The organism is Colwellia psychrerythraea 34H, assembly GCF_000012325.1.
GTDB classification, from domain to species: domain Bacteria; phylum Pseudomonadota; class Gammaproteobacteria; order Enterobacterales; family Alteromonadaceae; genus Colwellia; species Colwellia psychrerythraea_A.
On the sequence record NC_003910.7, the window covers coordinates 1,390,064 to 1,415,118 of the forward strand.

The window sequence follows — 25,055 nt, forward strand, 5'->3', positions numbered from 1 at the left end:
TAACGGAAAAATGACTACGAATGGTCAGCGATTTTTTTATGCCGGACTGAGTTTTTTAACCTGTTACTTAATTGATTAAATGCCAGATCGAATGCATCTCTTGCATAGTTAGAAATTACTTTTATATCGATGTTTTTTTTACCAAGTAAGTGTATTGATATATGGCAACCATATTTAGCATTGCCTTTTCTACAGCTATCAGTTTCAAACGTTACTTGTATACAGTTAATCAAATCAGTATAAAAAGTCAGGTTTTCTACAATTTTATTAACATAGGATTTCAATTGATAATCCTGAGTTTTATGACGAAAAGTGGTTGTAACCATCATAAGTAAATCTCCACGAAAAATTGGCGACATTACATCGAAATCGATACTTGGACTGATGTAATTATAGTTGTGAAATTTAGATGATGAAAAAAGGAGGGGCTCTAGGGCGTAAGTATTGAAATTTATTATTTAATAATGGGAAGTTATTGTTAAGTGAATACTTAGATAAATAGGTTAGTTGGAGAATTCGATTATTATGATCAATGTTGGCAATTGATAAATCATATTCTAGTTCTGAATCAATTTCGACTTCAGTTAACGCATCAAATATTAAGTGGTTTGAGGTATTAGAGCTTATTTCATCGGCAATACTATAGACCGACTCAGCATGTGAGTAGGTTGCAAAAAACATAAGTATTGCAAAAATGAATTTGTACACGCGTTCCTCAAAAATAAATGACTAGTCATATCTATATTGAGTGATAAATTTATTATATCAAGAGTGTAAATGTAAATTTTTATTTCAATTACTATTCAATGATACATAACTACGTCCTTTACGGACGTCCTTGTTAGACAAGTAGTGTTCAAATTATATCCTAGGCTAATCAATAAAATTACTAGACTTTGTTAGTCGCAGAATATTTGTTATTACTAAATCAAAGAATAAGTGTAAATCAGTATTAGCATGTACTCGGACTATAGTTAGTTGCAAGGTCGAAAGGGGAAATTGGGCTAGCTTTTTTACTCGATAATGCTAATCTGGCTATAAAGTAATTTATCAAAATAAAAAATAAAATGAAAAATACTTACATAGCTAGACAAGCTATCTTAAATGAAAAACTAGAAACCATAGGCTATGAATTATTATTTAGAGATAGTCTGGATAATAAATTTCCTGATATTGAGCAAGATGTCGCTAGCTCAAAGTTAATTATTCAAAACCATATTCATGGTGATATTCAAAAAATTAGTATGGGCAAATTAGCTTTTATTAATTTCACTGAAAATTCTTTAATTCATAAATTTCCATTAATGTTTGATAAAGACACTATCGTCATTGAATTGGTAGGGCATGAAAAACCTACTAAGAAATTGTTAAAAATAATAAAGTTTTATTACCACAAGGGTTATAAAATTGCGTTAACTGAATATGACTTAGCACCACATTGGGATGTATTGTTTCCTTACATTGATATAGTGAAAGTCGATATAGGCAAAATAAACACCAAGCGTTTATTGCCTGCTGTCACTCGAATGAAACTATTTAATGTCGCTATAGCTGCTGAAAAAGTAGAAACAAAACACCAAAAACAAACACTGGTAGAAGTTGGATTTAACTATTTTCAAGGCTATTTTTATCATCAGCCTGAAATCATAGCAGGCCAAGCACTGGCTCCAGTAAAAACACAGATGTTACAACTATTAAGCGAAACATTTAATTATCCGCTTAATTATGAAACGGTGGCTGAAATAATAAGTCACGATGTCAATTTAACCGTTGGTTTATTAAAAATGGTTAATAATGTTGCAACAGGTACAAGAGTAGAAATAACCTCATTAAAACAAGCTGCAGCATATTTAGGTGAAGATAAGTTAAGGCAGTTTGTATCTATTTTAGCGCTATCTAAACTTACGTCTGATACGACAGATGAAGTATGTAAACAAGCACTTATCACAGGAAAAATGATGTTTGCTTTAAGTGATAAAGGCGTATTTAAATCAGTGAGCGATTTTGCCTTTATCACTGGGTTGTTAAGTGCAATCGAAGTAATGCTGTCAATGCCTATGGCTGAAATAGTTAAAACAATGCCATTAGCTCAGCCAATTGAGAGTGCGTTAGTTAAACATGCTGGGTTACTTGGTCAATTACTGGATCTGACGACTAGTTATATATTAGGCCATGAAAACTTAACGACGAATGGTAATTTAAATGAAAGTTTACAACAATATTCACTCGACCAAACGGTGGTACAGGAAGAGTTCTTAAAAGCTAGCGAATGGTGTCAAAGCTTGAATATTGATAACTTATAAATGCTATAAACGAAACGTTAAAGCCTACATTCAGGTTATTCTCTACAAATCACCAATGACGAAGGAAGTTATTGTAATCACCAATAGCTAATTATTTTCATTTTATTATCTCATAAAGTATAAGTAACATTCTGTTACTTATACTTTAAATTACCATAAAATATTATTTCAATCTAATCTCACTAAAAAAATAAAAAATTCATTTTATTGCGATTCAATAAGTTAAACTGAAAAAAAAGCTGATTATTCTTTCATACTATTTTATTTTTTTTTCACCTATTTTAAAGCCAAAGTTTCCCCTTGAACATTAATATACTGATTGCTACATTCCGCATCCTCTTGTACCAACCGGTACATTTACGAGTTATTGCCTTCGATAGATGTAATAACCTTTTTAGTTAAAAATACTTAATACCTACCGAGTGAAAATTTCCAATAGCAGTACTTTGTCAGGCTATCTTGAAAACACTGATTTTTCGGCGTTTAGTATTAAATTTTTATAAATAGTGAGAAAAATATGTTTAATAAAACGTTAAAAGCAGCCGCTTTGGGTTTACTTTCTGTTATGAGCGTCGCTTCTGTTTCAGCCAGTGATCTTAAACAAGGGGAAATTGTAAAGCTTGAAGGAAAAACTGCCAAAGTTTACGTCGGTACAGTTAATTCTATTGTGAAAGGCCAGCTGCTGCAGATCAATAGATTGCGAGCAACAAATAGTGTGCTTGAAGGTGACCCTTTGTATTCATACCAAGAAGTAGGTGAAGTTTTTGTTAATGGGTTTAGCAAATCGCAATATATTAATGTTCAAATTACTCAAGGAAACCTCAAACTAGGGGATAGGGTAAAAATAAATAACTAGCGTATTTATTGTCATTTGAGCATCTCCAGTTCTTGTATTAAGGTTAATTCAATACCTTATTTCAAGGGCTTCCTTATGATTGAATTCCTAAATGTCTGATTAGCTTGGCTGATACATCGTATTATCACTGTATTTCACGTTGCGTACACCAAGCTTTTAGTGTGATGAAGATAAAACCTCAGTACGTACTAACTCAACTAATATAATCTCCACTGAACTAACCTCGAAAAAAATAGTACAAAAAATGGACTTTTGTCTAATTTGAACACGCGACGTTACCCTATACAGTAGTACATTGAGGTTCTAACTTTCTCTTAATATTGTTGTGCACTAAAAAATCAGGCTAAAACGAGATTTATGCGGCACTCATTACCTCAAGTTGATTTTAATAAGTCTTCTAAAATACATTTTCTTATAACGTTTTTCTAGAGTAAAAGTTTAGCCTCGCTTTATCATAATGGACCTTTTCTGATTGATTGGAAAAGCATTATTTTTCGTAGGTTATAACACTGTTGCGGTTGGAATTAATTTAAATAAAAAGGATGCTACAAATATGAGTTCAAAAATAATTTACACCTATACCGATGAAGCACCACTGCTAGCGACCTGCTCGTTACTGCCGATTATTAAAACTTTTGCAGCATCTGCAGACATAGATATTGAACTAAAAGATATATCTCTTGCGTCTAGGGTTTTATCTGCCTTCTCCGATATTTTACCTGCAGATCAACAAGTACCTGATACATTAGCCGAACTAGGTGCCTTAACTCACCACCCTGATACTAATATCATCAAACTCCCCAATATCAGTGCTTCAATTCCTCAACTAAAAGACGTTATCAGTGAATTACAAGCACAAGGTTACGCTATTCCTGATTATCCAGAATCGCCAAAAACAGATGAAGATAGATCAAATGAAGCTAAATATTCAAAAACCTTAGGCAGTGCGGTAAATCCAGTACTTCGTGAGGGTAATTCTGACCGCCGCGCTCCACCGTCGGTGAAAGCTTTTGCCAGAAAAAATCCACATTCCATGGGTAAGTGGAGTCAAGCATCAAGAACCCATGTATCGCACATGCATTCAGGCGATTTTTATGCCAGTGAAAAGTGTATGACTATGGATAAAGCCTGTGATGTAAAAATTGAGTTTGTCGCTAAAGATGATGGTGCAGTGACGGTATTAAAAGAAAAAACCTCACTTCAGGCAGGTGAAATCATTGACAGTATGTTTATGAGTAAAAAGATCCTCTGTGAATTCTTAGAGCAAGAGATGGAAGATGCGAGAGAAACCGGGGTGATGTTCTCCTTCCATGTCAAAGCGACCATGATGAAAGTATCGCATCCCATTGTGTTTGGCCACGCGGTTAAAGTTTATTATAAAGATTTGTTTGCTAAGCACGCTGAAACCTTTGAAAAATTAGGTGTTAATGCCAATGATGGTGTCAGCAGTATCTATGAAAAAGTAAAACAATTGCCTGAATCTTGGCGTGAAGAAATATTGGCCGACTTACATGCTTGTTATGAAAAACGTCCTGAATTAGCAATGGTCGACTCAGCTAAAGGTATTTCAAACTTACATACCCCAAATGAGGTTATTGTCGATGCTTCAATGCCTGCGATGATTAGAGCGGGCGGAAAAATGTGGGGGCCTGATGGTAAATTGAAAGATACTAAGGCGGTGATGCCAGAGAGTACTTTTGCAAGAATTTACCAGGAAATCATTAACTTTTGTAAAACTCACGGGGCATTTGATCCTACAACCATGGGAACCGTGCCAAACGTAGGATTAATGGCTCAAAAAGCAGAAGAATATGGTTCACATGATAAGACATTCGAAGTACAGGGGGATGGTTGTATTCGCATTGTTGATGACGAAGGAAAAACGTTATTAACCATGGATGTTGAAGAGGGTGATATTTGGCGGATGTGCCAAGTAAAAGATGCACCGATACAAGATTGGGTCAAATTAGCCGTTGCCCGTGCAAAGTTGTCTGATACCCCAGCGGTATTCTGGTTAGATGAATACCGTCCACATGAAGCTGAATTGATTAAAAAAGTTAAACTGTACCTGAAAGATCATGATTTGACCGGATTAGATATTCAAATAATGTCACAAACTAGAGCGATGCGTTATACGCTAGAGCGTATTTTACGTGGTGGGGATACCATCTCTGTTACGGGTAATATTCTGCGTGATTACTTAACCGATTTATTTCCGATCTTAGAGTTAGGTACAAGTGCCAAAATGTTATCCATAGTGCCATTAATGGCGGGTGGCGGTTTATTTGAAACAGGGGCAGGCGGATCAGCACCTAAGCATGTTAAGCAGCTAATAGAAGAAAATCATTTACGATGGGATTCTCTTGGTGAATTCTTGGCGATAAGTGCTTCTCTTGAAGATTTAGGTATCAAACAAGACAGCGCTAAAGCAAAACTACTGGCAAAAACATTAGATCAAGCAACTGCTGAGTTATTGGAAAATGGCAAATCTCCGTCTCGTAAAACCGGAGAGCTAGATAATCGTGGCAGTCACTTCTACTTAGCACTTTACTGGGCAAAAGCGTTGGCAGAGCAAACTGAGGATACTGAACTTCAACACCACTTTGCACCATTAGCTCAATCATTAACTGAAAATGAAGCCGCTATCGTCAGTGACTTAACAACAGATCAATGGCATTCCGTTGATATTGGTGGTTATTACAAAGCAGATGCTAAAAAGATTATTGAAATAATGCGACCGTCGAAATGCTTTAATGAGGTATTAGCAGCATTTAAATAAATTTAGTTAGTTAATAAAAAGCCCAAAATTCTTAAGGATTTTGGGCTTTTTTTGTCGGTTACTTTAGTTTCAGCTTTAGCGCTACTTCAGGTCAAAGAACTATTACTTAGAATTTAGCTCATGTTCATGGTGCTGAGCTATTTCATCGGTAATGGCTTGCTGTTTTCTATTTTCAGATATCTTACGTTCGGTTAACCAATAAAAGAATAACGGCACAAAGAAGATGGCTAAAAATGTTGCCGCTATCATGCCACCCATCACACCTGTACCAACACTATGACGAGCACCTGCACCGGCACCTGAGCTTAACGCTAAGGGAACAACACCTAAAATAAAGGCAAGCGATGTCATAATTATGGGTCTAAAACGTAAGCGGGCGGCTTCTAATGCCGCAGCACCAGTCGTCCAGCCTTCTTGTTTTTTCATTAAGGCATATTCAACAATTAAAATGGCATTTTTACTGGCTAAACCAAGTAAGGTGACTAAGCCAATTTGGAAATAGACATCACTGGTCATGCCGGCAATCCAAACAGAAACTAACGCACCAAATATACCAAAAGGTAAAGCCAACAGCACTGATAACGGCAGAGACCAACGCTCATAAAGAGCAGCTAGAATCAAAAATACCATAATCACGGCCATGCCTAATGCAATGGCGGTAGAGCCAGAACTTCTTTTTTCTTGGTAAGCAGTCCCAGTCCATTCATAACTCATGTCTGATGGTAATACTTCGTTGGCAATCCGCTCTATTTCGGCAATCGCTTGGCCTGAGCTATACCCTGGCGCTGCACTACCTAATAATTTCACCGCAGACAAGTTATTGTATCTGTCTAAACTATCAGGACCACTGCTGTAATTAATTTCGGCAAAGGCAGAGATAGGTACCATTTCACCGCCATTACTTTTAACGTAAATACGCGATATATCTTTAGGACTCATTCTAAACTCGGGCTCTGCCGACATCAGTACCTGCCATGTTCGACCGAATTTATTGAAGTCATTTAGATAATAAGTTCCCATGGTTCCAGCCAAGGCATTAAAAGCATTGTTAATAGGAATATCCATAGCGCGCGCTTGTTCACGATCTATTTCTACCGTCAGCTGTGGTGAGTCTGAACGCCATAATGTTTGCACCCCAGCAAGTATTGGACTTTGCTGAGCAGCGCCCATCATCGCTTGCATACTTTGTTTTAACTTAGCGACACCACCGTCACCACGGTTCTGCAGATAGAACTCAAAACCACCGGTATTACCTAAACCAGGTATCGCTGGTGGATTAAAAGCTAATACTAAGGCTTCATTGATATTAGCGGTTTTCATAAACAACTCACCTACCAATTGTTGAGTGCTTATTTCTCTATCATCCCAATGTTTTTGGGTGACAAAAATAGTGGCAGCATTATTTTTATAACCACCACCTAGAAAGTCAAAACCAGTAAAGGAAATTACATTTTCATTAGCGGGGTTTGATTCTATTGCTGCTATGACTTCATCGACTACTTTTTTGGTTCTTTGTAATGAGGCACCATCAGGTAAAAATACCGCAGAAATGTAAAAACCTTGGTCTTCATCAGGTACTAAAGAGCTGGGCGTTTTTAACCACATATTTGCGGTGATCACGACCATGCCAAGAACAAGCATCAAGGCTAATAAACCACGGCGAAGGAAGAAACTTACACCCGTGACATAGTGCCCAGTCACTTTATTGAAAAAGCGATTAAAACCGTTAAAGAAGAAGTTGGTTTTTTTGTCTTCATGTTTCAATACTAAAACACATAAGGCAGGTGTCATGGTTAAGGCCACCAAGCCTGATAAACTTACCGAGATTGATATCGTGATAGCAAATTGACGAAATAATTCACCGGTTAAGCCACCTAAAAAGGCGATAGGTACAAAGACTGAACATAACACCAGTACAATGGCAACGACTGGACCACTTACTTCTTTCATCGCTTTGATAGCTGCGTCACGAACTGAGACATCTTCTTCATGCATAATGCGTTCTACGTTTTCAAGTACAACGATTGCATCATCAACCACAATACCAATGGATAACACCATACCAAATAAGGTCAACGTATTAATGGAATAACCCAGCATATACAGGCCAGCAAAGGTGCCTAACAAAGAAACTGGTACGGCCATAATAGGAATTAAGGTAGCACGCCAATTTTGTAAAAAGATAAAAACCACTAAGAATACCAGTAGCATAGCTTCGCCAAGAGTTTTCAATACTTCTCGAATAGAGACTTTTACAAAGCGGGTGGTGTCGTATGGCAACAAATGCTCGAGCCCAGTAGGGAAACGGGTCTCTAATTCAGCAATGGTGGCATTAACTTCGTCGGCAACATCAAGGGCATTAGCACCGGGTTGTAAGAATATACCCAGTAGTACTGCTTTTTTACCGTTGATACGGCCATCAAAGTCATAATCTTTTGAGCCTAATTCGACGCGCGCAATATCTTTCAAACGCAGCGAACTACCATCGTTATTTGCCCGAATAATGATATCTTCAAACTCTTTTGCCGTGCTTAATCGCCCTTGTACTTTTACACTGTATACCAATGATTGTGGACTAACGGAAGTCGGTGTCGCACCAATTCTACCGGCAGCGTATTGAGAGTTTTGTTCACGTACCGCACTGCTAATCTCTTCAACAGTAACGCCAAGCTGGCTCATCACATCAGGACGTAACCAAATACGCATGGCATAATCTTTTGCGCCAAAAATTTGTACGCTAGTCGTGCCAGGAATACGTTTGATTTTATCAATAATGTTTAACGTTACATAATTAGAAGTCCATAATGCTTCGCGGCTATCATCAGGTGAGTAAAAAGCATGTACATGTAAAAAGCTTGATGAGCCTTTAGCAACCACAACACCTTGACGGCGTGTTTCTTCAGGTAAACGTGCTTCTACTTGTTTAACACGGTTGTTAACATTAACGGAAGCTTGGTCTGGGTCTGTACCTATTTCAAAGGTAACCGTGATGGTTGTTGCACCAGCACTGGTTGATGTTGAGGACATATACATCATGCCTTCAACGCCTGTAATTGCATTTTCTAAAGGCGTAGCAACTGTTTGTTCTAATACTTCAGCAGATGCACCAGGATACACAGCGGTAACTTGTACAACGGGTGGCGACATTTCTGGGTATTGTGCGATAGATAAACTGCGCATAGCAGCCAATCCAGCTAAAACAATAAAAATAGAAATGACAAAAGCAAAGATAGGTCGATCAATAAAATAACGAGAAAACATTAATCTGCCCCTTATTGCTGTGCGGCAGACGGTAACTGATCATCAGCTAAACGTATCGGCATACCTGGAAAGAAAATACGCGCCATGCCATCAATAATGACTTGGTCGCCTGTTTTTAAACCTTCACGAATTATCCAGCCATTTTCTATACCTGCAACCTCAGTTACCCATTCGCCGACAACAACGGGAGCAGGTAATGCGACAGTCATACCTTTGTCATTTTTAGCCATAACATAAACAAATTTTCCAAGACCATTATCTAAAACGGCTCTTTGCGGTACAACATAGGCATTTTCACGTACAGCACCTTCTAAAATGATGCGAACAAATTGTCCGGGTCTCAATGAAAAGTTTGGATTTGGTGTAATTGCCTGTAATTCACTTGTGCCTGTTTGACTATTTATCCGGATGTCGCTGAAGTTAACTTGTCCAACTTGAGGGTGGAGTGAACCATCAAACAATTTAATTCTGGTGTTCCAATGGCCTTCTTCTGGCAAAGTAAGTAAGCCTGCAGCTTCATCATTACGCATTTGTAATTGCTCACGTTCAGATAAACCAAAACGCACACGAATAGGATCAATTTGGGTTAATTGTGTTAACAATACTTCAGGGCCTGAAACATAAGTTCCTTCTGACACTAATTCACGGCCAACAATACCGGTAACAGGAGATATTACCTTAGTATAATCTAAGCGTAATTTCGCTTGTTCTAAGTCCGCTTGCATTGATTTAACATCAGCTAAATTAATGTCAGCACTTGAAATGGCATTGTCTAACTCGCGTTGTGAAATTGAATTTTTCTCACGTAATGGCCTTATGCGATTAACTTCACGTTGGGCTTGTTCCAGACGGACCGTCGCAGCATTCAAATCTGCTTTGCTTTTGGCCATTTCAGCGGCATAAGTTTTAGCGTCTAAGCTAAATAATGATTGTCCTGCTGTGACTTTATCACCCTCACTAAAGTTACGGGTTTGTAAAATACCGGATACTTGAGCACGAATTTCCACTTCTTTAGCGCCAGATAACGTGGCAGGTAATTCAATACTAAAAGGAACTGATTGGGTTGTCATACTCATCACAGACACTGCTGCAGGTTGCATACCTTTCGGGGCAGACTGTTGTGCTTGTTCACAGCCTGTAAGTGCTGTAGCAAGTAGTACGCTGGATGATACGAATAAGAGGCGACTAAAAAATGGTTTTAGTTGACCATTTAACATAAAACGAAATGTTGACATAAAAAACCTATAAGGGAAGGACTAAATACATAATAACAATATGGTCTGTTGGACTTTCGCGGTTAAATTTTGTTCGAGATAAAAGCATTTTAATCGCGGCGAGTAGTGTGTAGCTTAGTCACTCTAAGCAAATACTACTCAACAATGAGTAAAACGCTTTTAGTCGAATCCTTCGGACAGCGTTTGTTGGTCATTTTTACGGCGTTATCGCCTTTTTATGTGGAACAACCACATTACAAAGGCTCTGCCTTGTATCAATATTCAACAAAAAACTGCAAAAATAATCTCGAAGGGTCAACAGACCCTTAGAATTACATATTTAGTACAAAATAATACAAAATGTAAACTACTCGGTGCAGTTTACCTATTTTTATTGAAAAGTAAACTAAACAGTGTAGTATTTGCCTATGGTCCGATTTTTTATAATTAAGTAGTATGGAAAAAGCATTAACCCTAACGGAAAAAAAGCGTTTAGATATTTTAGCGGCTGCACAAGATGAGTTTAAAGAAAAAGGTTTTCTCGGCGCTAGCATGGATTCATTGGCCAAAAGAGCCGAAGTATCAAAACGTACCGTATATAATCATTTTCCTAGTAAAGAAATTTTGTTTCACAATATTGTTAAAGAACTTTGTGACTCCTTTAGCCAAGCGGTAAATATTCGATACGAATCGAAGAAACCACTTGATGAGCAGTTGCATATTGCTGCTATGAATGAAATTGAACTGTTAGCGTCTGAATGCTTTCGTAACTTGAACCGTATAACTATTTCTGAATGTATTCGCTCCCCAGAATTAGCATCGAGTACTTTAGAGCACCTAGGCCAACAAAAAGATGGCTTACATGTTTGGATTAATGAGGCGATGAATGACGGTCGACTCAAAAAATCGGATGCTAACTTTGCTGCTCAGCAATTTTTAGGTTTGATTAAGGCCAGTGCTTTTTGGCCACAATTATTTATGAATCAAACGTTTCCATCACCTGAACAGCAGCAAATAATTGCTGATGATACCGTGTTAATGTTTTTAGCGCGTTATAAGGCCTAATACCAATTCCATTAAGTTCTCGCTGAGTGGGAAATAACTTAATGGACTTGTTATAACCGTTAGGGTTAAGCCAAATAATGTCGGTCGATTCTATAGACTTGTTAAATCAAATAAGGCAGTATCAAATATATAGCTTATTATTGTTTTAATGGCAGTAACTAGCGTCACTTCGTATAACCCCAGTGATATGGATTGGGGGTCTCTACCAGGAACCAATAAATCCTGATTACGAAGAGTTTAGTGCTTTAGTGCTTTCTCTTTGTACGAATAATTTTCATTCAAAAGAAGGCACTGAATGAACTTTTATAATTATTGGGAACTCCAACATGAATAAATTTATCCAGTCTTTACCTAAAGTAGAACTCCACCTCCATATTGAAGGAACGCTTGAGCCTGAATTAATGCTTGAATTAGCACAGCGCAATAGTATAAATATTCCTTTCAATTCAGTTGAAGAAATAAGAGATGCTTACAATTTCCATAACCTACAATCATTTTTAGATATTTACTTCCAAGGGGCAGATGTACTGGTCCATGAACAAGACTTTTTTGATCTGACATGGGCTTATTTACTCCGCTGCCAAGAAGATAATGTGCTGCACACAGAGATATTTTTTGACCCCCAAGCACATACAGAACGCGGCATCTTATTCGATACGGTAGTAAATGGTATTGATCGTGCACTTAATAAAGGTGTGAGTGAATTAGGGATCACCAGCAAGCTAATTATGTGTTTCTTACGCCATTTAGATGAAGAATCAGCTTTTAAAACGTTAACACAAGCACAAGCTCACAAAGATAAAATTATCGGAGTAGGGTTAGACTCCACAGAAATTGGCAATCCTGCGAATAAGTTCGAGCGAGTATTTAAACAAGCCATTGAACAAGGATTCTTAACTGTCGCCCACGCAGGTGAAGAAGGACCTGCAGATAATATTAGTGAGGCGCTAAGCTTACTGAAAATTACTCGCATTGATCACGGCGTGCGTTGTTCAGAAGATGCGAGCCTAGTAAAGCAGCTTGTCAGTGAACGTATTCCTCTTACCGTTTGCCCACTATCTAATATTAAACTAAAAGTTTTTGACCGTATGGAACAGCACAATATTGTCACGCTACTGCGTCAAGGGGTTTGTGTCACAATTAATTCTGACGACCCGGCCTATTTTGGTGGTTATATGACAGATAATTTTGTAGCGGTAAATAATGCACACCCGATGAATAAAGCTGAAATTGCTCAATTTACTTTTAACGCCATTGAAGCCAGCTTTGTTTCACCAAGTGAACAAGAACGGCTAAGACAAGTGACACAGAAATATATAGCGTTACATCAAGAGTGATTTATTAAAGAGTATTTTATAAATTAGTGTTTTATAAATTAGCATCTAGGCAATAAGGTGTATTAGAACGACGCTGGGTCTGAGCAGTCACTCCCTGTTATTTAGTTATAAACCAGTCGATACTAACAATAAAAAACGAGCCATTTGGCTCGTTTTTTTTGTCAGAGTTATTCCATGTTTTTATTGGACAGCTCTTATTGAATAGCTCTCATTAAATAAATCATGTTGACGACTTACAAACCTCTTTGCCATTCTTGCCTTAAATTTGCATCATTTGGCTGTTGTAGAGCTTGTCTTACTTGACCCAATAAAGCTTCTTTATCATTGCCTAATACTCCCTTGAGAACCAAGTAGTTTGAAGCATGATCTGAGCGAAAAATGGTTCGCTCTAATTCGAGTTCAGATAACAGAACTTCCATTTCAGTAAATAATTCATGTTGCGTTAATTGACGAAAAGGCTGTAAAGATTCTTGAGAAAATTTCTCTGCAAAGCGTTGTTCACCTAAAGGGAAAGAAACGACGAGCGTTGATAAATAATTAGGCTGAGCTTCATTCATCAATTTAGCTGAATTGATGGCATGTTGACGAGATAATTCAGGACCACCTAAACCATTAAGAATCATCACTGAGCTCTTCATACCCGCTTGCTTTATCTTATTCAGAGCGATTAAAGAGCTTTGATAAGTCTCACCTTTCTCAATGAGGGCGAGCACTTCATCGTCACCACTTTCACAACCGATATACATCAATTTAAGCCCTAAAGAATTGAGTTCAGCTAACTGTTCAACCGTTTTATTGCCAAGATTTCGTGGTAAGCAATAACTTGAAACGCGTGAAACTTGTGGAAGATGCAATTTGATTAGTTCAAGAATTTCTTTCAAGCGATTAAAAGGCAACATCATCGCATCACCGTCAGCAAGAAATACACGTCTTGTGGAGATACCAGAATTCGCGATCTTAAGAATTTCTTGTTCGATCACATCAACTTTCTTGGGTTTGAATTTTTTATCTTCGCTGGTATACATATCGCAAAAGGTGCATTTATTCCATGAGCAACCGTTAGTGACTTGTAATATTAAGCTTTTCCACTCACTTGGCGGGCGAAATACAGGCTCAATATAATTTAAAGGGTACATAATACTTCCTACATAGTTAGGACAAGCTTAGAATATAGTTAGTTTATAGGTACATCTTTCAGTTTGCTATCTGTGGCTTGCTTTGTTGTGTGCTCTTTAATTATTTTCTCTTTAGTGACTTGGTCGAGTTTGATCATATAAGAGTTTCGACCTATGCCACTAAATTCTTCATCGGTAAAGATGATGGTATTATTATCAGTAAAGGTTACTGCTTCCTTTTGGGTGACTATGCCTAAATCAATTTTATAGGCATCACCAGAGAAGAAATCATCGTCTTGCCAGTTTTCGAACAACCATAATCGCTCTGAATCTAATAACACTAACTTTGTTCTATCTGGGCTTAACGCGGCAGACGTTATCCAGCAGAGTTTCTCATGGGTGGTACAGGTATTAAAATTACTAATAAAACCAGCTTGATAATTATCAGCATGGTCGCCAATCTTGTATAAGTTGGTATCACCATCAAAAGGCTCAGTACGATTTTTTGAAAACAGATATAAGTGTTTTTTATAAAAAACAAAGGCCTCTAAATCAAAGTTTTTTTCTGAAGCTTTCGGTGGGAAGTGTAACTGCTCTGGAAAAGTGAATTTAATTATTTCAGCTTGAGTTTCTGTGCCCTTAATATCGATGGGGTTTTCAATTTTATAAATAGTTAACCACTTACGTATGTTGTCATTATTACCAAAATCACCAATGAAAAAATGGCCAAAGTCATCTTGGGTCATATCTTCCCAGTCCAAATTCCTTGCATTAGTAATAGTGATTGTTTTGTTCACTTTACCATCGCTTTGTATACGATGTATTTGCGCTAAATTACCACCATCATTAATGCCCCACAAGCTACCAGCCTTGTCGACTTCAATACCAGAAATCTCTTTAAGCTTACTATCTAAAGTTACTAATTTACTGCTATAAAGTTGATTAATTGCAGTTAAAGTAAGTATTAAAACGAGTAAAGTGCTAATGATTACTATGGCGTAAACCGATCTTTTTATCATTAATTTTCCAAGTAAAGTGAAACATTTAGACCAAAGGGAATTCCCTGTTTTTAGCGAGAGTTAATACCATCAATGTATTTTATTATTAACAAACCGTTGGCTTTCATTGTTTACTTAAATCCACATATCGATTTAATTTCCCGATAAAATAGCACAGGTCACTTACTTTACCTGCTATTTTTTTGTTTTGTTTTCGGGATATATTAAATGAAGATAATGCCGACACAGAACAATCGGCATTAGATAATTGCTCCAGTATCATTCAATAAGGTACTTGCTGTGCCGTATGTATTCTCTAGGAAGCGACATCCGTGTAGCTTCTTTAACGAAATAAATCACGCCGCATATGAGCCTTTAACATGATCATTGAAGCATGGCAGCTAAGCTTATTTCGCTAGTTCAATCAGCACTGCTGTGTACATTTTCAGGGTTAATACAAATTGCTCCATGGTAATATACTCATGTTCTGAATGACCTGTGTATACTGTTCCTGGCATCGAAGGACCAAAGCTGACTGCATTAGGAAAAAGTCTTGAGTTAGTACCCCCGCCAATAGAGATCGGTTTAGCATCGGTTATATTTGTATAAAATGAGAATACGTCAAGTAAGGTGTCAATTTGCGGAGCACTTTTTTGTACAAAAGGCTCATTAATTTCATTGCTAACATCTACTAAGGTTATTTGGTTTTGTTGTTGCCACTTAGTTAATGTCGAACTAATTTCACGCTCTAGTTGCTTGGTGCTTTTGCCAACAGGTCGGCGAATGTTGATATTTAACTCCATACCTTTGCTTGTTGCTTTAAGAACGGTAGGTTGCACCGACATTGGTCCCATAAAGTCATCACTATAGGCGATGTCACCAAATTTACTGCCGTATAAACCTATGCCTAAGTGATCATTGATAAAATTAATCAAGGCTCCGCTGGCATTGTTCGGCCAGTGATTTACCGCTAATAAATCTGCTAAGTGGGTAATGGCATTTACACCATATTCAGGCTTAGAAGAATGAGCTGATTTGCCCAGAGCACTAATACTTAAGCGTTTACCTTGCCATTGGTAGTTATAACTCATGCCAATGTGGGATTGAGCTCGCTGCTTTATCTCAGCTAATAGTTTGTGATTGGCGTTCTCTATGCTTACATGAGCATCTTCTGGAATTTGACTGCCAAAAAAACCACCGGTAAATTCATTGATATAAACTTTGTTCGATGTATAGTTGGCTTTAGGAAAAGTCATGCTTATGGTGCCATAACCTTTTTCTGCCGTTACTACAGGGTATTCTGAATCAAGGGTGATGTTAACCTGTGGCAGAGAGTGAAGTTTGATGTGTTGACGCAATGGCTCCCAATCAGACTCTTCGGCCATGTAAACATATAACTCGATACGCTTATTTAGCTTAACATTTGAATCTTTGATAGCTTTCATTGCATACAAGGCATTACTTATTGGCCCTTTATCATCTTCTGTTCCTCTACCAATAAGTTTTCCAGGCTCAGAAGTTAGGTCAAGTGTGAGGGGAGATTGTGCCCATTTAGTCGGATTAAAAGGTTGGATATCACCATGAGTGATCATGCCTACACGCTGCTCGTTATCACCTAAACCAATAACTACCACATAACCATAGTCTATATAATCTAAACCTAAGTGTTTGGCTTGTTTGGCCAACTCGGCTTTAAATTTTTGATGTTCAGGATTATCTGGAGAGCTTACACCCTCTACTGCTACGGTATTAAATGTCATTAATTGACGTAAGCTTTCGAGCATTTGATCTTGGTAGGTTGATTGTGCATATTGTGCAGTCTTAGTGGCAATGTCACTCACACCAGCAAACGCTTGCATGTGTGATAATAAGGCACAAGAGACTAGTAGAGAAATTAAATAGTTAGATTTTGGCACGAGCATATTCCTATCGTTTTAGTTTCGTTTTTAGCGGAACATTTTTCTGTGATTTTATGTTGCTATTATTTTTGATAAATGGCTTTTGATAACCCTAGCTTATTTGAAATGTTAACAAGTATTAAGTTGAAAGTACTTAGAGAGTTAGTTATATTTTTACAGCAGTTTTCTAGGTTAACTTGCTTGTTCTCTACTTTAGTGGCTTGTGTGGCTGTTTTTATGTTCATAATATTTACCTCTTTATGTTGCTTAAAGCCATATTGCCTAGAAAATCACAATGAAACCAACAATAAGAATTTATCTCATCCATAAGCTGAGCTTATGCATCTGGTTTACTGTGTATTGCTTCAATTAATCTGAGGGAAGTTAAGATGGATAAAAGATTAAAGCAGCTAAATAACTTACGAAGCTTTGAAAGTGCAGCTCGCCATCAAAGTTATAGTAAAGCAGCAGAAGAGTTGTTTGTTACCCAAGCTGCAGTTAGTCAGCAAATGAGGCAGTTAGAAGCCGCTATGGGCAGTCAGTTGTTTGTCCGTAACGGTAGGAAAATGCAATTAACCGAAAGTGGTAAAAAGCTGTATATAGCGACTCATAAAGCATTCGACACACTGTTAAAAGGCTTCAACAGTATTCAAACAGAAGACGTTGCTGGTACCCTAACCATAACGTCCACTCAAGCATTTACATCTTTATGGCTTATGCCAAGGCTGTATAAATTTTCTATTAAACATCCTGAAATCAAAGTAAAAGTCGTTTCCTCAAATGGTCTTGAAGATCTCCGTAGAGGTCATATCGATTTAGCTATTCGCTTTATAACCAATAAAGAAGTAGATACCAGTGATGATATGACATATGAATTTATTGCTGAAGATCATGTGTATCCGGCCTGCTCACCACAATTGATGAAAGAATATAACTTTAAAGAGCCACAAGATGTTTTGAAGTGCTGGTTAGTCAGCTTAGAAAATCAAGGCAGCATTGACTGGCGCACGTGGTTTAAGGAAGCAGGTGTTGAAAACTATCAATGCCATAAAAAATGGACAGAGGTCAGCTCTGGCGATATGGCGTTAAGTGCAGTACTCAGTGGTCATGGTTTTACTTTAGCATCACAAGCGCTTTTCTCTCAATATGTGATTACAGGGCAGTTGGTTATTCCGTTTAATATTAAACATCCGATTTCCTTTAAACGATATTTTGTCTTTGACCCTAATTCGGCGAAAAAAGAACGGGTTAATGTTTTTACTACTTGGCTTAAAGAAGAAACTCTGCAAGATGAAAAAAGTACATTAGAGGCGATAAGTTACGGTAGTTTATAGCGTAAAACCTTAATTATTATTTATTAATAATATTTACTGCTATTTTGTAGCTACTTAAAAATAAATACCTGAAATTTATCTATCATAGAACCGTCAAAGCAACTGCAAGACCTGTGTCTACGGCGTTAGCTCTTAAGTTCATCTACATCTTGCCCATTTTGACTGCGTTTTAATTGAATAACTAGCAGAGTGATATTTTATCTAAATAAGTAATTTGTATGCTTCAGCAGCAAGTAAGTAACCCCAAAACATGTTGTTGATGAAAAAAACATCACTTTATTTCAAAGATTATATTTTGTTCACACCACTCTTGCTATATAATATGCGACCTTAATATTTTGAGTCTTGATTGTTGTTTTCAGGGTTACTTATCTATTTATAAGATAGGTCCGTGCTACTAACAATCGTTGATTACTTGTTAGCAACATCTAGGAATACCTTTTGATCACTACATCGAACATTACAATGCAATTTGGCGCAGAGCCGTTATTTGAAAACATTTCGGCTAAATTTGGCAACGGTCACCGCTACGGTTTGATCGGAGCAAATGGCTGCGGCAAGTCTACATTTATGAAGATACTTAGTGGCGATTTAGTGCCAAGCTCTGGCAATGTATCAGTAAGTACCGGTAACAAAGTAAGTACTTTGGGCCAAGATCAATTCGCTTTTGAAACACACAATGTAATTGATACTGTGATCATGGGCGATATGCCTTTGTGGAAAGTAAAGCAAGAAAGAGATGCTATTTACGCCCAAGCTGAAATGAGTGAAGCCGATGGTATGCGTGTTGGTGACTTAGAAAGCCAATTTGCAGAAATGGACGGTTACACAGCAGAAAGTCGTGCTGGTGAAATCTTATTAGAAGCGGGTATTGAAGAGTCTTTTCACTACGGTTCAATGCAGCAAGTTGCGCCAGGTTGGAAGCTACGTGTGCTACTTGCACAAGCATTATTTGCAAACCCTGATATTTTATTACTCGATGAGCCTACCAACAACTTGGATATTCATACCATCAGTTGGTTAGAAGGTGAATTGAACAAACGTAAATGCACCATGATTATCATTTCGCATGATAGACATTTCCTTAACTCTGTATGTACGCATATGGCAGATATTGATTACGGTGAATTACGTGTTTACCCAGGTAACTATGAGTTCTTCTTAGCGCAGTCTGGTTTATTACGTGAACAGCTATTAGCAGGTAATGATAAAAAAGTTGCTGAAATTGCTGAACTACAAGACTTTGTTAACCGTTTTGGTGCTAATGCTTCAAAAGCTAAACAAGCAAGTTCTCGTGCTAAGAAAATGGATAAAATTAAACTTGATGATGTTAAATCATCGAGTCGTATTACCCCGAAGATTGCTTTTGCTCCAGGCAAAAAAATGCATCGTCAAGCTTTAGAACTTGAAAACCTAAGTCATGGTTTTGATGGCGAAATGTTGTTTGAAAATGGCGACTTATTACTAGAAGCCGGTGCTAAGTTAGCGATTATCGGCGAAAACGGCGTGGGTAAAACTACCTTATTACGTTGTTTAATGAGCGAATTAGAGCACATTGAAGGTGTTGTTAAATGGTCTGAAAATGCTTCTGTAGGTTATTGCCCGCAAGATAGTGGTTCATTCTTTGATAATGACCTAACGCTAATGGAGTGGATGTCGCAATGGCGTAGACCTTGTCACAACGATTTAAGTGTTCGTGGTATGTTAGGTCGTATGTTATTTACTGACGATGATGCGAATAAAAAAGCACGTAACTGTTCAGGTGGTGAAAAGAACCGTTTGTTATTTGGTATGTTAATGATGGCTGATATCAATGTATTAATCATGGATGAGCCGACTAACCACATGGATATCGAAGCGATTGATGCATTAAATAATGCTCTTAAAGACTTCGAAGGTACATTAATTTTTGTTAGTCATGACCGTGAGTTTGTTTCTTCTTTAGCAACGCGCATTATTGATATTAAAGATAAAAAATTAATTGATTTCCAAGGTTCGTTAGATGAATACCTTGATAGCCAAATGCAGACTAAAAAAATTGCTTAGTCAGACAGCTTGAGTAAAACGAATGTAAGTAGATAAAAAAGTTAAGGCTGTTAATCAACCTTAACTTTTTTTCAGTATTTCGTGGGAAATATCAATCGGCTCTGTTACTCAATTACTGGTTATTTAATTACTACTCTTATTAAAACGGCTAATGGATCCACTCGAGCTCGCTTCTACTCGTTCAATCACGAGTTTCATAGCTATTTATCCAACTATATTTTCTTTTATTGCACAAACTGTATGGTGCCTGAGAAAGAAGTACTGCCTTGACTGTCATGAATAAAAATTATGTTGAAGCTACCTCATCGCAGTGAGTAATTCATTTAACTGTTGCTTTTAGGATACACCCTGTTTTCTTTTTTTTTATAGTCAAGTCATTGTTTAATCTTCTTATATTGTTTTTTCATTCCACATTGCTGAAGGTAACTGTTGCTGTGGTGTTGCTTTTCGGCAACAGTCTTGATGTGGTGTTTTCAGTTAAATCTATTGAGAACAATGATTTGTCACGTTGGTCTACTTTGTGCTTAAGCTAAGCATCTAATTATGAGAATTAGTTAAATCAGTCATGTGAAATTATGACCGATCTCGTGTGAGGATTACGTTTAAATACTGGCTTTAGCCAATAACCATTTGCTTTTAAAGGAAACAATTATGTCTGAACCTATATCAGAAAAAGAATCAGAAACCTTATCTCGTTGTATTAAAATAGATGGCTGGATTTTCGAAATAAAAATGGTGCGAGCAATTCGAGTTGAAGAATATGGACAACCTTACTCAGCTATTGTCAATTTTAACTTTAATGGTGATAACGTTTATGTAGACGGCTTAATGACAAACTCTGATGAAGATATAACTAAAGAAGATTTTAATACGCTAAAAGGGTATGTTAAGCGATTAGGCGCTAAAGAAATTCAGTTTGATCGCTATAAAAAGAAACAAACAAAAGCTCATTCGTGGCAATCAACAGCTGACTCGTGGGTTATTTCACCAGCAGAGTCAAAACCACAGCCATTGCAGCTCGTCAGTGCCGGTTAGCTATTTCGTTGTCGGCCATCTCATTTTGTTATTGCAGCAATGACAAAGGGAATCGTTAATGGTCAATAGTTAATCGCTGAATTTTCACTTTTCTGTCGCCAAGCTCAAAATAAAGCATATCCGCAACTAGCTAATTGATAGCTAGTGCTGCTTTAAGTGATAAGTTTATTTTTATTAAGTTCATCAGAACATTCGTTTGATAAATTATCATTAGGTAAACGTTTTTTAAACTCTCGTTTTAGAAAGTAAAAACTCACCGATGATTGCAAACAAACGGTAGCGACAGAAACATACCAAAGCTGCTCTATCTGAAAGTCACTTTGTTTGGATAACCAAAGGGCAGGCAAGATAAAAGTAATTAAGCGGGTTGCGGTACTCAGTAAAGCAGGCATGGTGTTTCCCAGAGCTTGAAACATACCCGAGCAAGTAAAAACTAAACCGGCAGGAACAAAGTTCCAACAAATCATTTGTAAAAAAGCCACACTAATCAAAATCACTTCTCGATCGTCAGAAAAGTGAGTCAGCATCCATTCTGCTTGGCTTAAACAAATTAACAAGATAATAGCCATTAACGAGCAGGTCATAATGGCAGTCCATCTAAAAGTATCTCTCACCCTTTGGTAATTTTGTGCGCCAAAGTTTTGCCCTGCAATCGCAGGCGCTGCAAAAGCAATAGCCATTGCAGGTAAGAATAATGCTTGCATGACACGTGAACCAAGACCAAATGCTGCTTGAGCTTCCGCACCAAACGGTTTAATTAGCCAATAAATAGCGCCCATATAAACAAACATCAAAAAGAACTCCCCACCGGCGGGTAAACCAATAGCTAGCAATTTCTTAATGCGAGGCACGTTAATATGCCAAAGAGAGAAATCAACGCTGACGTACTTATCTGTTGTTATAAAGTAATAACATAAAAGTACCACAGCAAAAATTACTGACAGTGAGCTGGCAAATCCAGCGCCAGCGATACCCATGGCGTAGCCTGAACCCCAACCAGTAATCAATATGGGTGAGAGTATGATATTGAGTAAAATAGATAGCGTCTGAATCACCATAGTTGGTTTAACAATACCTGTTCCTCGAAGCGCAGAGCTGATAGAGACCATAATAAACTGCAGCGCCATACAGGGAATGAACCAATGTAAGTAAGTTAAGCCCATCATCACGGTTTCTGAGTCTTGTGATATTAAATTAAGGTAATCTTGTGCACCAAAATAACCAATGATACAAACAATGATGCCAACGACAGTAGATAACATCATTGATTGATTGAAGGTAAGGTTTGCGTCTTGTTGATCTTTTGCGCCTACCGCATGAGAGATAAGCGCTGCAGTGCTCACATTGAGTATTTGTGTCAGCGCGAAGATTAAAAACATCGCATTACCGGCTAAGCTCAATCCCGCGAGCGCTGCAGAGCCTAATTTACCCACAAAATACAAATCAACAATAAAATACAATGTTTGAATAAGCATACCTATCATCATGGGTAATGCCATCGAGATCAGATGTTTAGGAATTGAGCCTTGGGTAAGATCTTTCATGGTCGATGAAATCCGTTGTTGTTGTTGTTGTTGTTGTTGTTGTTGTTGTTAGTTATTGGTTGTTAAAGGATAAATTTTTAGGTAAATAGTGAGTGAATAATTTGGTGAAGAAAATTGTTGGAGCTCGTTAGAGTATTCTTTTGCGATAACATATCGCATTCAAGCCGCTAAATAAATGCTAAATGAATTATAGCTAATTTAATCGCGTGGTTATTAATCTAAATGTGTACCTCAAACGTATATTGCTTTATACAGTTTTTGTTAGGTACTTTGGCAACGTGTTTATTAACTTAATAGTCTTTAATTTGGTTGGTTTTAACTTAGCCTGGTTTGGCTTAGTTTATTGGGGCAATAACTTTATCCCCTTCAGCCTTTTATTATTGATTTCACACCTTTTTTTTATCGCTAAATCACGAAACGAATTACTGCTAATAATGGTGATAACTTTTATTGGTATCTTTGTTGATTCATTGCTTGTGCAATTTAATGTTTTTATTTTTGTTAATGGCGGTCATATTCCGTTTTGGTTGATGATGCTTTGGGCTTGTTTTGCGACAACTATATGCCATAGCTTACGATTTCTATCGGGACGTAAGGCATTACAACTCTTCGTTGGTGCCATATTTGCGCCCTTGAGTTATATCGCTGGTTACAAATTTCAGGCGGTTGATTTTGGTCAATCTATGATCTCAACGTATTTGCTTTTAAGTGTGATATGGGCAGTGTTATTTGTTTTGTTTTTCTATATAAAAGACAAACTAGTCAAGGCTGAGGTGAGTTATGTTTAAGCTTTCTTTTTCTTTATGTTCTTCTTATTTATCGTACTTCTATTTGATTTGTTGCTTGTCACAAAGTGTAGTCTTTGCAAATAGCATCTCCGATGAAATGGAATTGCCAAATAATTTACAAAGCACTATTGATACCCAAGCCTTTGTATCGATAGGGGAGACCACGTTTTCTATTTTATTTTGGGACCTTTATAAAAGTCAGTTACTGACTACTTCTGGAAAATATCCCATCAATATAGCAACCGACAAGGTACTTTTTACGATTAATTATTTAGCTGATATTTCCAGTGAAGACCTTATCAACAGAACCATAGATCAATGGGATCACTTAGGCATTCCCGCTGAGGAGTATCTGACTTACGTATCTGATCTAAAAAATATGTGGCCAGACATCAAAGAGGGTGACAGCTTATCTTTGCTTATACACCAAGGGCGCAGTGTCTTTTATTTTAATCAGCAATATATTGGCGTTATTACCCCCTCTGAATTTGGTCAAATATTTCTTGCTATTTGGCTATCTGAAAATACCAGTGAGCCTGAATTACGCCGTGAATTATTAGGAAGTATTACCTATGACTAAAGTTAAGATTTTTCTATTAATTATCATTACCTGTAGTCTTATTTCTAGTTGCTCCACAGCGTTAGATGATTATCAAGATGTTGATAAACCATTTGATATTAAACGTTACTTTGATGGGCGAGTAATCGCTTGGGGCATGGTGCAGAATTATTCTAATAAAGTAAGTAGACGATTTTGTGTCGAAATAGAGGGCTCATGGCAAGGTAATGAAGGCGTTCTTGCGGAAAAATTTTATTTTAATGATGGTGAAATCAGTTACCGAAACTGGCAATTATCTAAAAAAACGGATGGTAGTTATGAAGGGCAAGCGGAAGACGTGATAGGAATGGCTATTGGTAAACATCAAGGTTTCGCATTTCAGTTTCAATACCAATTATCATTAGTTGTTGAAGATGAAAGCTATCAAGTTTCTATGGATGACTGGATGTATCAACTTGATGAGTTTCGGGTAATGAATAAGACCTCGATGAGCAAGCTTGGCGTTAAAGTTGCTGAGGTGACATTGTTTTTTGATAAGCAAACACAAGTGCAACAATGTCCAAGTAGTAATGCAAAGTAATGCAATATAAGCACAACTTTATACAACTTAGATAAAAGGGGAGGTTTAATTTTTTGTATTTATTTAAATTGATAAACAGTTATACAATCAATGAAAACTTGCTGAAACTGTATGTATTCTATGTATTCCTCAAAGACTTTAAAAGCAAAGTTTACTCTGTAGATTTATAATATCTTATAAGCAATGTAATGCTAGATAAAAGTCTCTTTATAGCCTTAGTCTCTCGAACGAATACTTTTCATCGTATACTCCTTGTAGTGATAAAAAACTCATTCATCATTATTGTTGAAATTCTTTTTAATTAACCTATTTAATACGCGTTAATTTGATAAAAGATCACTGC

At 37.1% G+C, this 25,055-nt stretch carries 21 protein-coding genes and 1 riboswitch; of the genes, 12 read left to right on the plus strand and 9 right to left on the minus strand.

Going from position 1 to position 25,055, the window contains the following annotated elements:
• Nucleotides 1-14: 14 nt before the first annotated feature.
• Entirely contained in the window at nucleotides 15-329 is a 315-nt protein-coding gene (locus tag CPS_RS05995) for an HPF/RaiA family ribosome-associated protein (RefSeq protein ID WP_011042187.1), read from the minus strand.
• A 76-nt stretch (nucleotides 330-405) separates the two neighbouring features.
• Entirely contained in the window at nucleotides 406-708 is a 303-nt protein-coding gene (locus CPS_RS06000) for a hypothetical protein (protein WP_011042188.1), read from the minus strand.
• 359 nt (nucleotides 709-1,067) lie between these two features.
• Between CPS_RS06000 and CPS_RS06005 the strand changes: the two genes are divergently transcribed.
• From CPS_RS06005 to CPS_RS06015, 3 genes are all read left to right on the plus strand, one after another.
• Entirely contained in the window at nucleotides 1,068-2,303 is a 1,236-nt protein-coding gene (locus tag CPS_RS06005) for an EAL and HDOD domain-containing protein (protein WP_011042189.1), read from the plus strand.
• A gap of 517 nt (nucleotides 2,304-2,820) precedes the next feature.
• Nucleotides 2,821-3,159, plus strand: a complete 339-nt coding sequence (locus CPS_RS06010; protein WP_011042190.1) for a hypothetical protein — start codon at nucleotides 2,821-2,823, stop codon at nucleotides 3,157-3,159.
• A 553-nt stretch (nucleotides 3,160-3,712) separates the two neighbouring features.
• Entirely contained in the window at nucleotides 3,713-5,938 is a 2,226-nt protein-coding gene (locus CPS_RS06015; RefSeq protein WP_011042191.1) for an NADP-dependent isocitrate dehydrogenase, read from the plus strand.
• Between the two features lie 102 nt (nucleotides 5,939-6,040).
• On the opposite strand, the gene CPS_RS06020 is transcribed toward CPS_RS06015, so the two are convergent.
• Together CPS_RS06020 and CPS_RS06025 are read right to left on the minus strand one after the other, a co-directional pair.
• The gene (locus CPS_RS06020) at nucleotides 6,041-9,199 is read right to left on the minus strand and encodes an efflux RND transporter permease subunit (protein WP_011042192.1); all 3,159 of its coding nucleotides are present in this window, start codon (nucleotides 9,197-9,199) and stop codon (nucleotides 6,041-6,043) included.
• Nucleotides 9,200-9,210: 11 nt separating this feature from the next.
• On the minus strand, nucleotides 9,211-10,434 hold the full coding sequence (locus CPS_RS06025) for an efflux RND transporter periplasmic adaptor subunit (RefSeq protein ID WP_011042193.1): 1,224 nt from the start codon (nucleotides 10,432-10,434) through the stop codon (nucleotides 9,211-9,213).
• Nucleotides 10,435-10,539: 105 nt separating this feature from the next.
• Between CPS_RS06025 and CPS_RS24050 the strand changes: the two genes are divergently transcribed.
• The 3 genes from CPS_RS24050 to CPS_RS06040 all read left to right on the plus strand — a co-directional run bounded on the left by CPS_RS24050 (nucleotide 10,540) and on the right by CPS_RS06040 (nucleotide 12,815).
• Nucleotides 10,540-10,743, plus strand: coding sequence for a hypothetical protein (locus CPS_RS24050; RefSeq protein WP_011042194.1), 204 nt, complete (start codon nucleotides 10,540-10,542; stop codon nucleotides 10,741-10,743).
• A gap of 126 nt (nucleotides 10,744-10,869) precedes the next feature.
• The gene (locus CPS_RS06035; RefSeq protein ID WP_011042195.1) at nucleotides 10,870-11,478 is read left to right on the plus strand and encodes a TetR/AcrR family transcriptional regulator; all 609 of its coding nucleotides are present in this window, start codon (nucleotides 10,870-10,872) and stop codon (nucleotides 11,476-11,478) included.
• 149 nt (nucleotides 11,479-11,627) lie between these two features.
• Nucleotides 11,628-11,727: riboswitch (purine riboswitch) on the plus strand.
• A 77-nt stretch (nucleotides 11,728-11,804) separates the two neighbouring features.
• Nucleotides 11,805-12,815: an adenosine deaminase gene (locus CPS_RS06040; RefSeq protein ID WP_011042196.1), complete on the plus strand. Its 1,011-nt coding sequence runs from the start codon at nucleotides 11,805-11,807 to the stop codon at nucleotides 12,813-12,815.
• A 233-nt stretch (nucleotides 12,816-13,048) separates the two neighbouring features.
• Here CPS_RS06040 and CPS_RS06045 read toward each other — a convergent pair whose 3' ends face one another.
• The 4 genes from CPS_RS06045 to CPS_RS23855 all read right to left on the minus strand — a co-directional run bounded on the left by CPS_RS06045 (nucleotide 13,049) and on the right by CPS_RS23855 (nucleotide 17,071).
• The gene (locus CPS_RS06045) at nucleotides 13,049-13,951 is read right to left on the minus strand and encodes a radical SAM protein (protein ID WP_011042197.1); all 903 of its coding nucleotides are present in this window, start codon (nucleotides 13,949-13,951) and stop codon (nucleotides 13,049-13,051) included.
• A 38-nt stretch (nucleotides 13,952-13,989) separates the two neighbouring features.
• Complete coding sequence (locus CPS_RS06050) at nucleotides 13,990-14,949, minus strand: hypothetical protein (RefSeq protein ID WP_011042198.1); 960 nt, start codon at nucleotides 14,947-14,949, stop codon at nucleotides 13,990-13,992.
• 386 nt (nucleotides 14,950-15,335) lie between these two features.
• Nucleotides 15,336-16,850, minus strand: coding sequence for a dipeptidase (locus CPS_RS06055; protein WP_011042200.1), 1,515 nt, complete (start codon nucleotides 16,848-16,850; stop codon nucleotides 15,336-15,338).
• A gap of 59 nt (nucleotides 16,851-16,909) precedes the next feature.
• Nucleotides 16,910-17,071, minus strand: a complete 162-nt coding sequence (locus tag CPS_RS23855) for a hypothetical protein (RefSeq protein WP_187148292.1) — start codon at nucleotides 17,069-17,071, stop codon at nucleotides 16,910-16,912.
• A gap of 144 nt (nucleotides 17,072-17,215) precedes the next feature.
• On the opposite strand from CPS_RS23855, the gene CPS_RS06060 reads away from it, so the two are divergent.
• From CPS_RS06060 to CPS_RS06070, 3 genes are all read left to right on the plus strand, one after another.
• A complete protein-coding gene (locus CPS_RS06060) occupies nucleotides 17,216-18,160 on the plus strand; it encodes a LysR substrate-binding domain-containing protein (RefSeq protein WP_041736738.1) in 945 nt (314 codons plus the stop codon).
• A 441-nt stretch (nucleotides 18,161-18,601) separates the two neighbouring features.
• Nucleotides 18,602-20,206, plus strand: coding sequence for an ABC-F family ATPase (locus tag CPS_RS06065; RefSeq protein ID WP_011042203.1), 1,605 nt, complete (start codon nucleotides 18,602-18,604; stop codon nucleotides 20,204-20,206).
• A gap of 651 nt (nucleotides 20,207-20,857) precedes the next feature.
• Nucleotides 20,858-21,241 carry a hypothetical protein gene (locus CPS_RS06070; protein ID WP_011042205.1) on the plus strand — a complete coding sequence of 128 codons (384 nt, stop codon included), beginning with the start codon at nucleotides 20,858-20,860 and terminating at the stop codon, nucleotides 21,239-21,241.
• Nucleotides 21,242-21,393: 152 nt separating this feature from the next.
• On the opposite strand, the gene CPS_RS06075 is transcribed toward CPS_RS06070, so the two are convergent.
• On the minus strand, nucleotides 21,394-22,785 hold the full coding sequence (locus tag CPS_RS06075; RefSeq protein ID WP_011042208.1) for an MATE family efflux transporter: 1,392 nt from the start codon (nucleotides 22,783-22,785) through the stop codon (nucleotides 21,394-21,396).
• Nucleotides 22,786-23,063: 278 nt separating this feature from the next.
• On the opposite strand from CPS_RS06075, the gene CPS_RS06080 reads away from it, so the two are divergent.
• From CPS_RS06080 to CPS_RS06090, 3 genes are read left to right on the plus strand one after another with little or no spacing between them, the layout of a single operon-like run.
• The gene (locus CPS_RS06080; RefSeq protein ID WP_011042209.1) at nucleotides 23,064-23,573 is read left to right on the plus strand and encodes a DUF2878 domain-containing protein; all 510 of its coding nucleotides are present in this window, start codon (nucleotides 23,064-23,066) and stop codon (nucleotides 23,571-23,573) included.
• The gene (locus tag CPS_RS06085) at nucleotides 23,566-24,153 is read left to right on the plus strand and encodes a chalcone isomerase family protein (protein WP_011042210.1); all 588 of its coding nucleotides are present in this window, start codon (nucleotides 23,566-23,568) and stop codon (nucleotides 24,151-24,153) included. The genes CPS_RS06080 and CPS_RS06085 overlap by 8 nt, the downstream gene beginning before the upstream one ends.
• On the plus strand, nucleotides 24,146-24,712 hold the full coding sequence (locus tag CPS_RS06090; protein ID WP_011042211.1) for a DUF3833 domain-containing protein: 567 nt from the start codon (nucleotides 24,146-24,148) through the stop codon (nucleotides 24,710-24,712). The genes CPS_RS06085 and CPS_RS06090 overlap by 8 nt, the downstream gene beginning before the upstream one ends.
• Nucleotides 24,713-25,055: the final 343 nt, after the last annotated feature.

Bases quoted from the DNA above. Each gene is read 5' to 3' on its own strand.
- CPS_RS05995 (WP_011042187.1), bottom strand. From the start codon at position 329: ATGATGGTTACAACCACTTTTCGTCATAAAACTCAGGATTATCAATTG.
- CPS_RS06005 (WP_011042189.1), top strand. From the start codon at position 1,068: ATGAAAAATACTTACATAGCTAGACAAGCTATCTTAAATGAAAAACTA.
- CPS_RS06010 (WP_011042190.1), top strand. From the start codon at position 2,821: ATGTTTAATAAAACGTTAAAAGCAGCCGCTTTGGGTTTACTTTCTGTT.
- CPS_RS06015 (WP_011042191.1), top strand. From the start codon at position 3,713: ATGAGTTCAAAAATAATTTACACCTATACCGATGAAGCACCACTGCTA.
- CPS_RS06020 (WP_011042192.1), bottom strand. From the start codon at position 9,199: ATGTTTTCTCGTTATTTTATTGATCGACCTATCTTTGCTTTTGTCATT.
- CPS_RS06025 (WP_011042193.1), bottom strand. From the start codon at position 10,434: ATGTCAACATTTCGTTTTATGTTAAATGGTCAACTAAAACCATTTTTT.
- CPS_RS06035 (WP_011042195.1), top strand. From the start codon at position 10,870: ATGGAAAAAGCATTAACCCTAACGGAAAAAAAGCGTTTAGATATTTTA.
- CPS_RS06040 (WP_011042196.1), top strand. From the start codon at position 11,805: ATGAATAAATTTATCCAGTCTTTACCTAAAGTAGAACTCCACCTCCAT.
- CPS_RS06045 (WP_011042197.1), bottom strand. From the start codon at position 13,951: ATGTACCCTTTAAATTATATTGAGCCTGTATTTCGCCCGCCAAGTGAG.
- CPS_RS06050 (WP_011042198.1), bottom strand. From the start codon at position 14,949: ATGATAAAAAGATCGGTTTACGCCATAGTAATCATTAGCACTTTACTC.
- CPS_RS06055 (WP_011042200.1), bottom strand. From the start codon at position 16,850: ATGCTCGTGCCAAAATCTAACTATTTAATTTCTCTACTAGTCTCTTGT.
- CPS_RS23855 (WP_187148292.1), bottom strand. From the start codon at position 17,071: ATGAACATAAAAACAGCCACACAAGCCACTAAAGTAGAGAACAAGCAA.
- CPS_RS06060 (WP_041736738.1), top strand. From the start codon at position 17,216: ATGGATAAAAGATTAAAGCAGCTAAATAACTTACGAAGCTTTGAAAGT.
- CPS_RS06070 (WP_011042205.1), top strand. From the start codon at position 20,858: ATGTCTGAACCTATATCAGAAAAAGAATCAGAAACCTTATCTCGTTGT.
- CPS_RS06075 (WP_011042208.1), bottom strand. From the start codon at position 22,785: ATGAAAGATCTTACCCAAGGCTCAATTCCTAAACATCTGATCTCGATG.
- CPS_RS06085 (WP_011042210.1), top strand. From the start codon at position 23,566: ATGTTTAAGCTTTCTTTTTCTTTATGTTCTTCTTATTTATCGTACTTC.
- CPS_RS06090 (WP_011042211.1), top strand. From the start codon at position 24,146: ATGACTAAAGTTAAGATTTTTCTATTAATTATCATTACCTGTAGTCTT.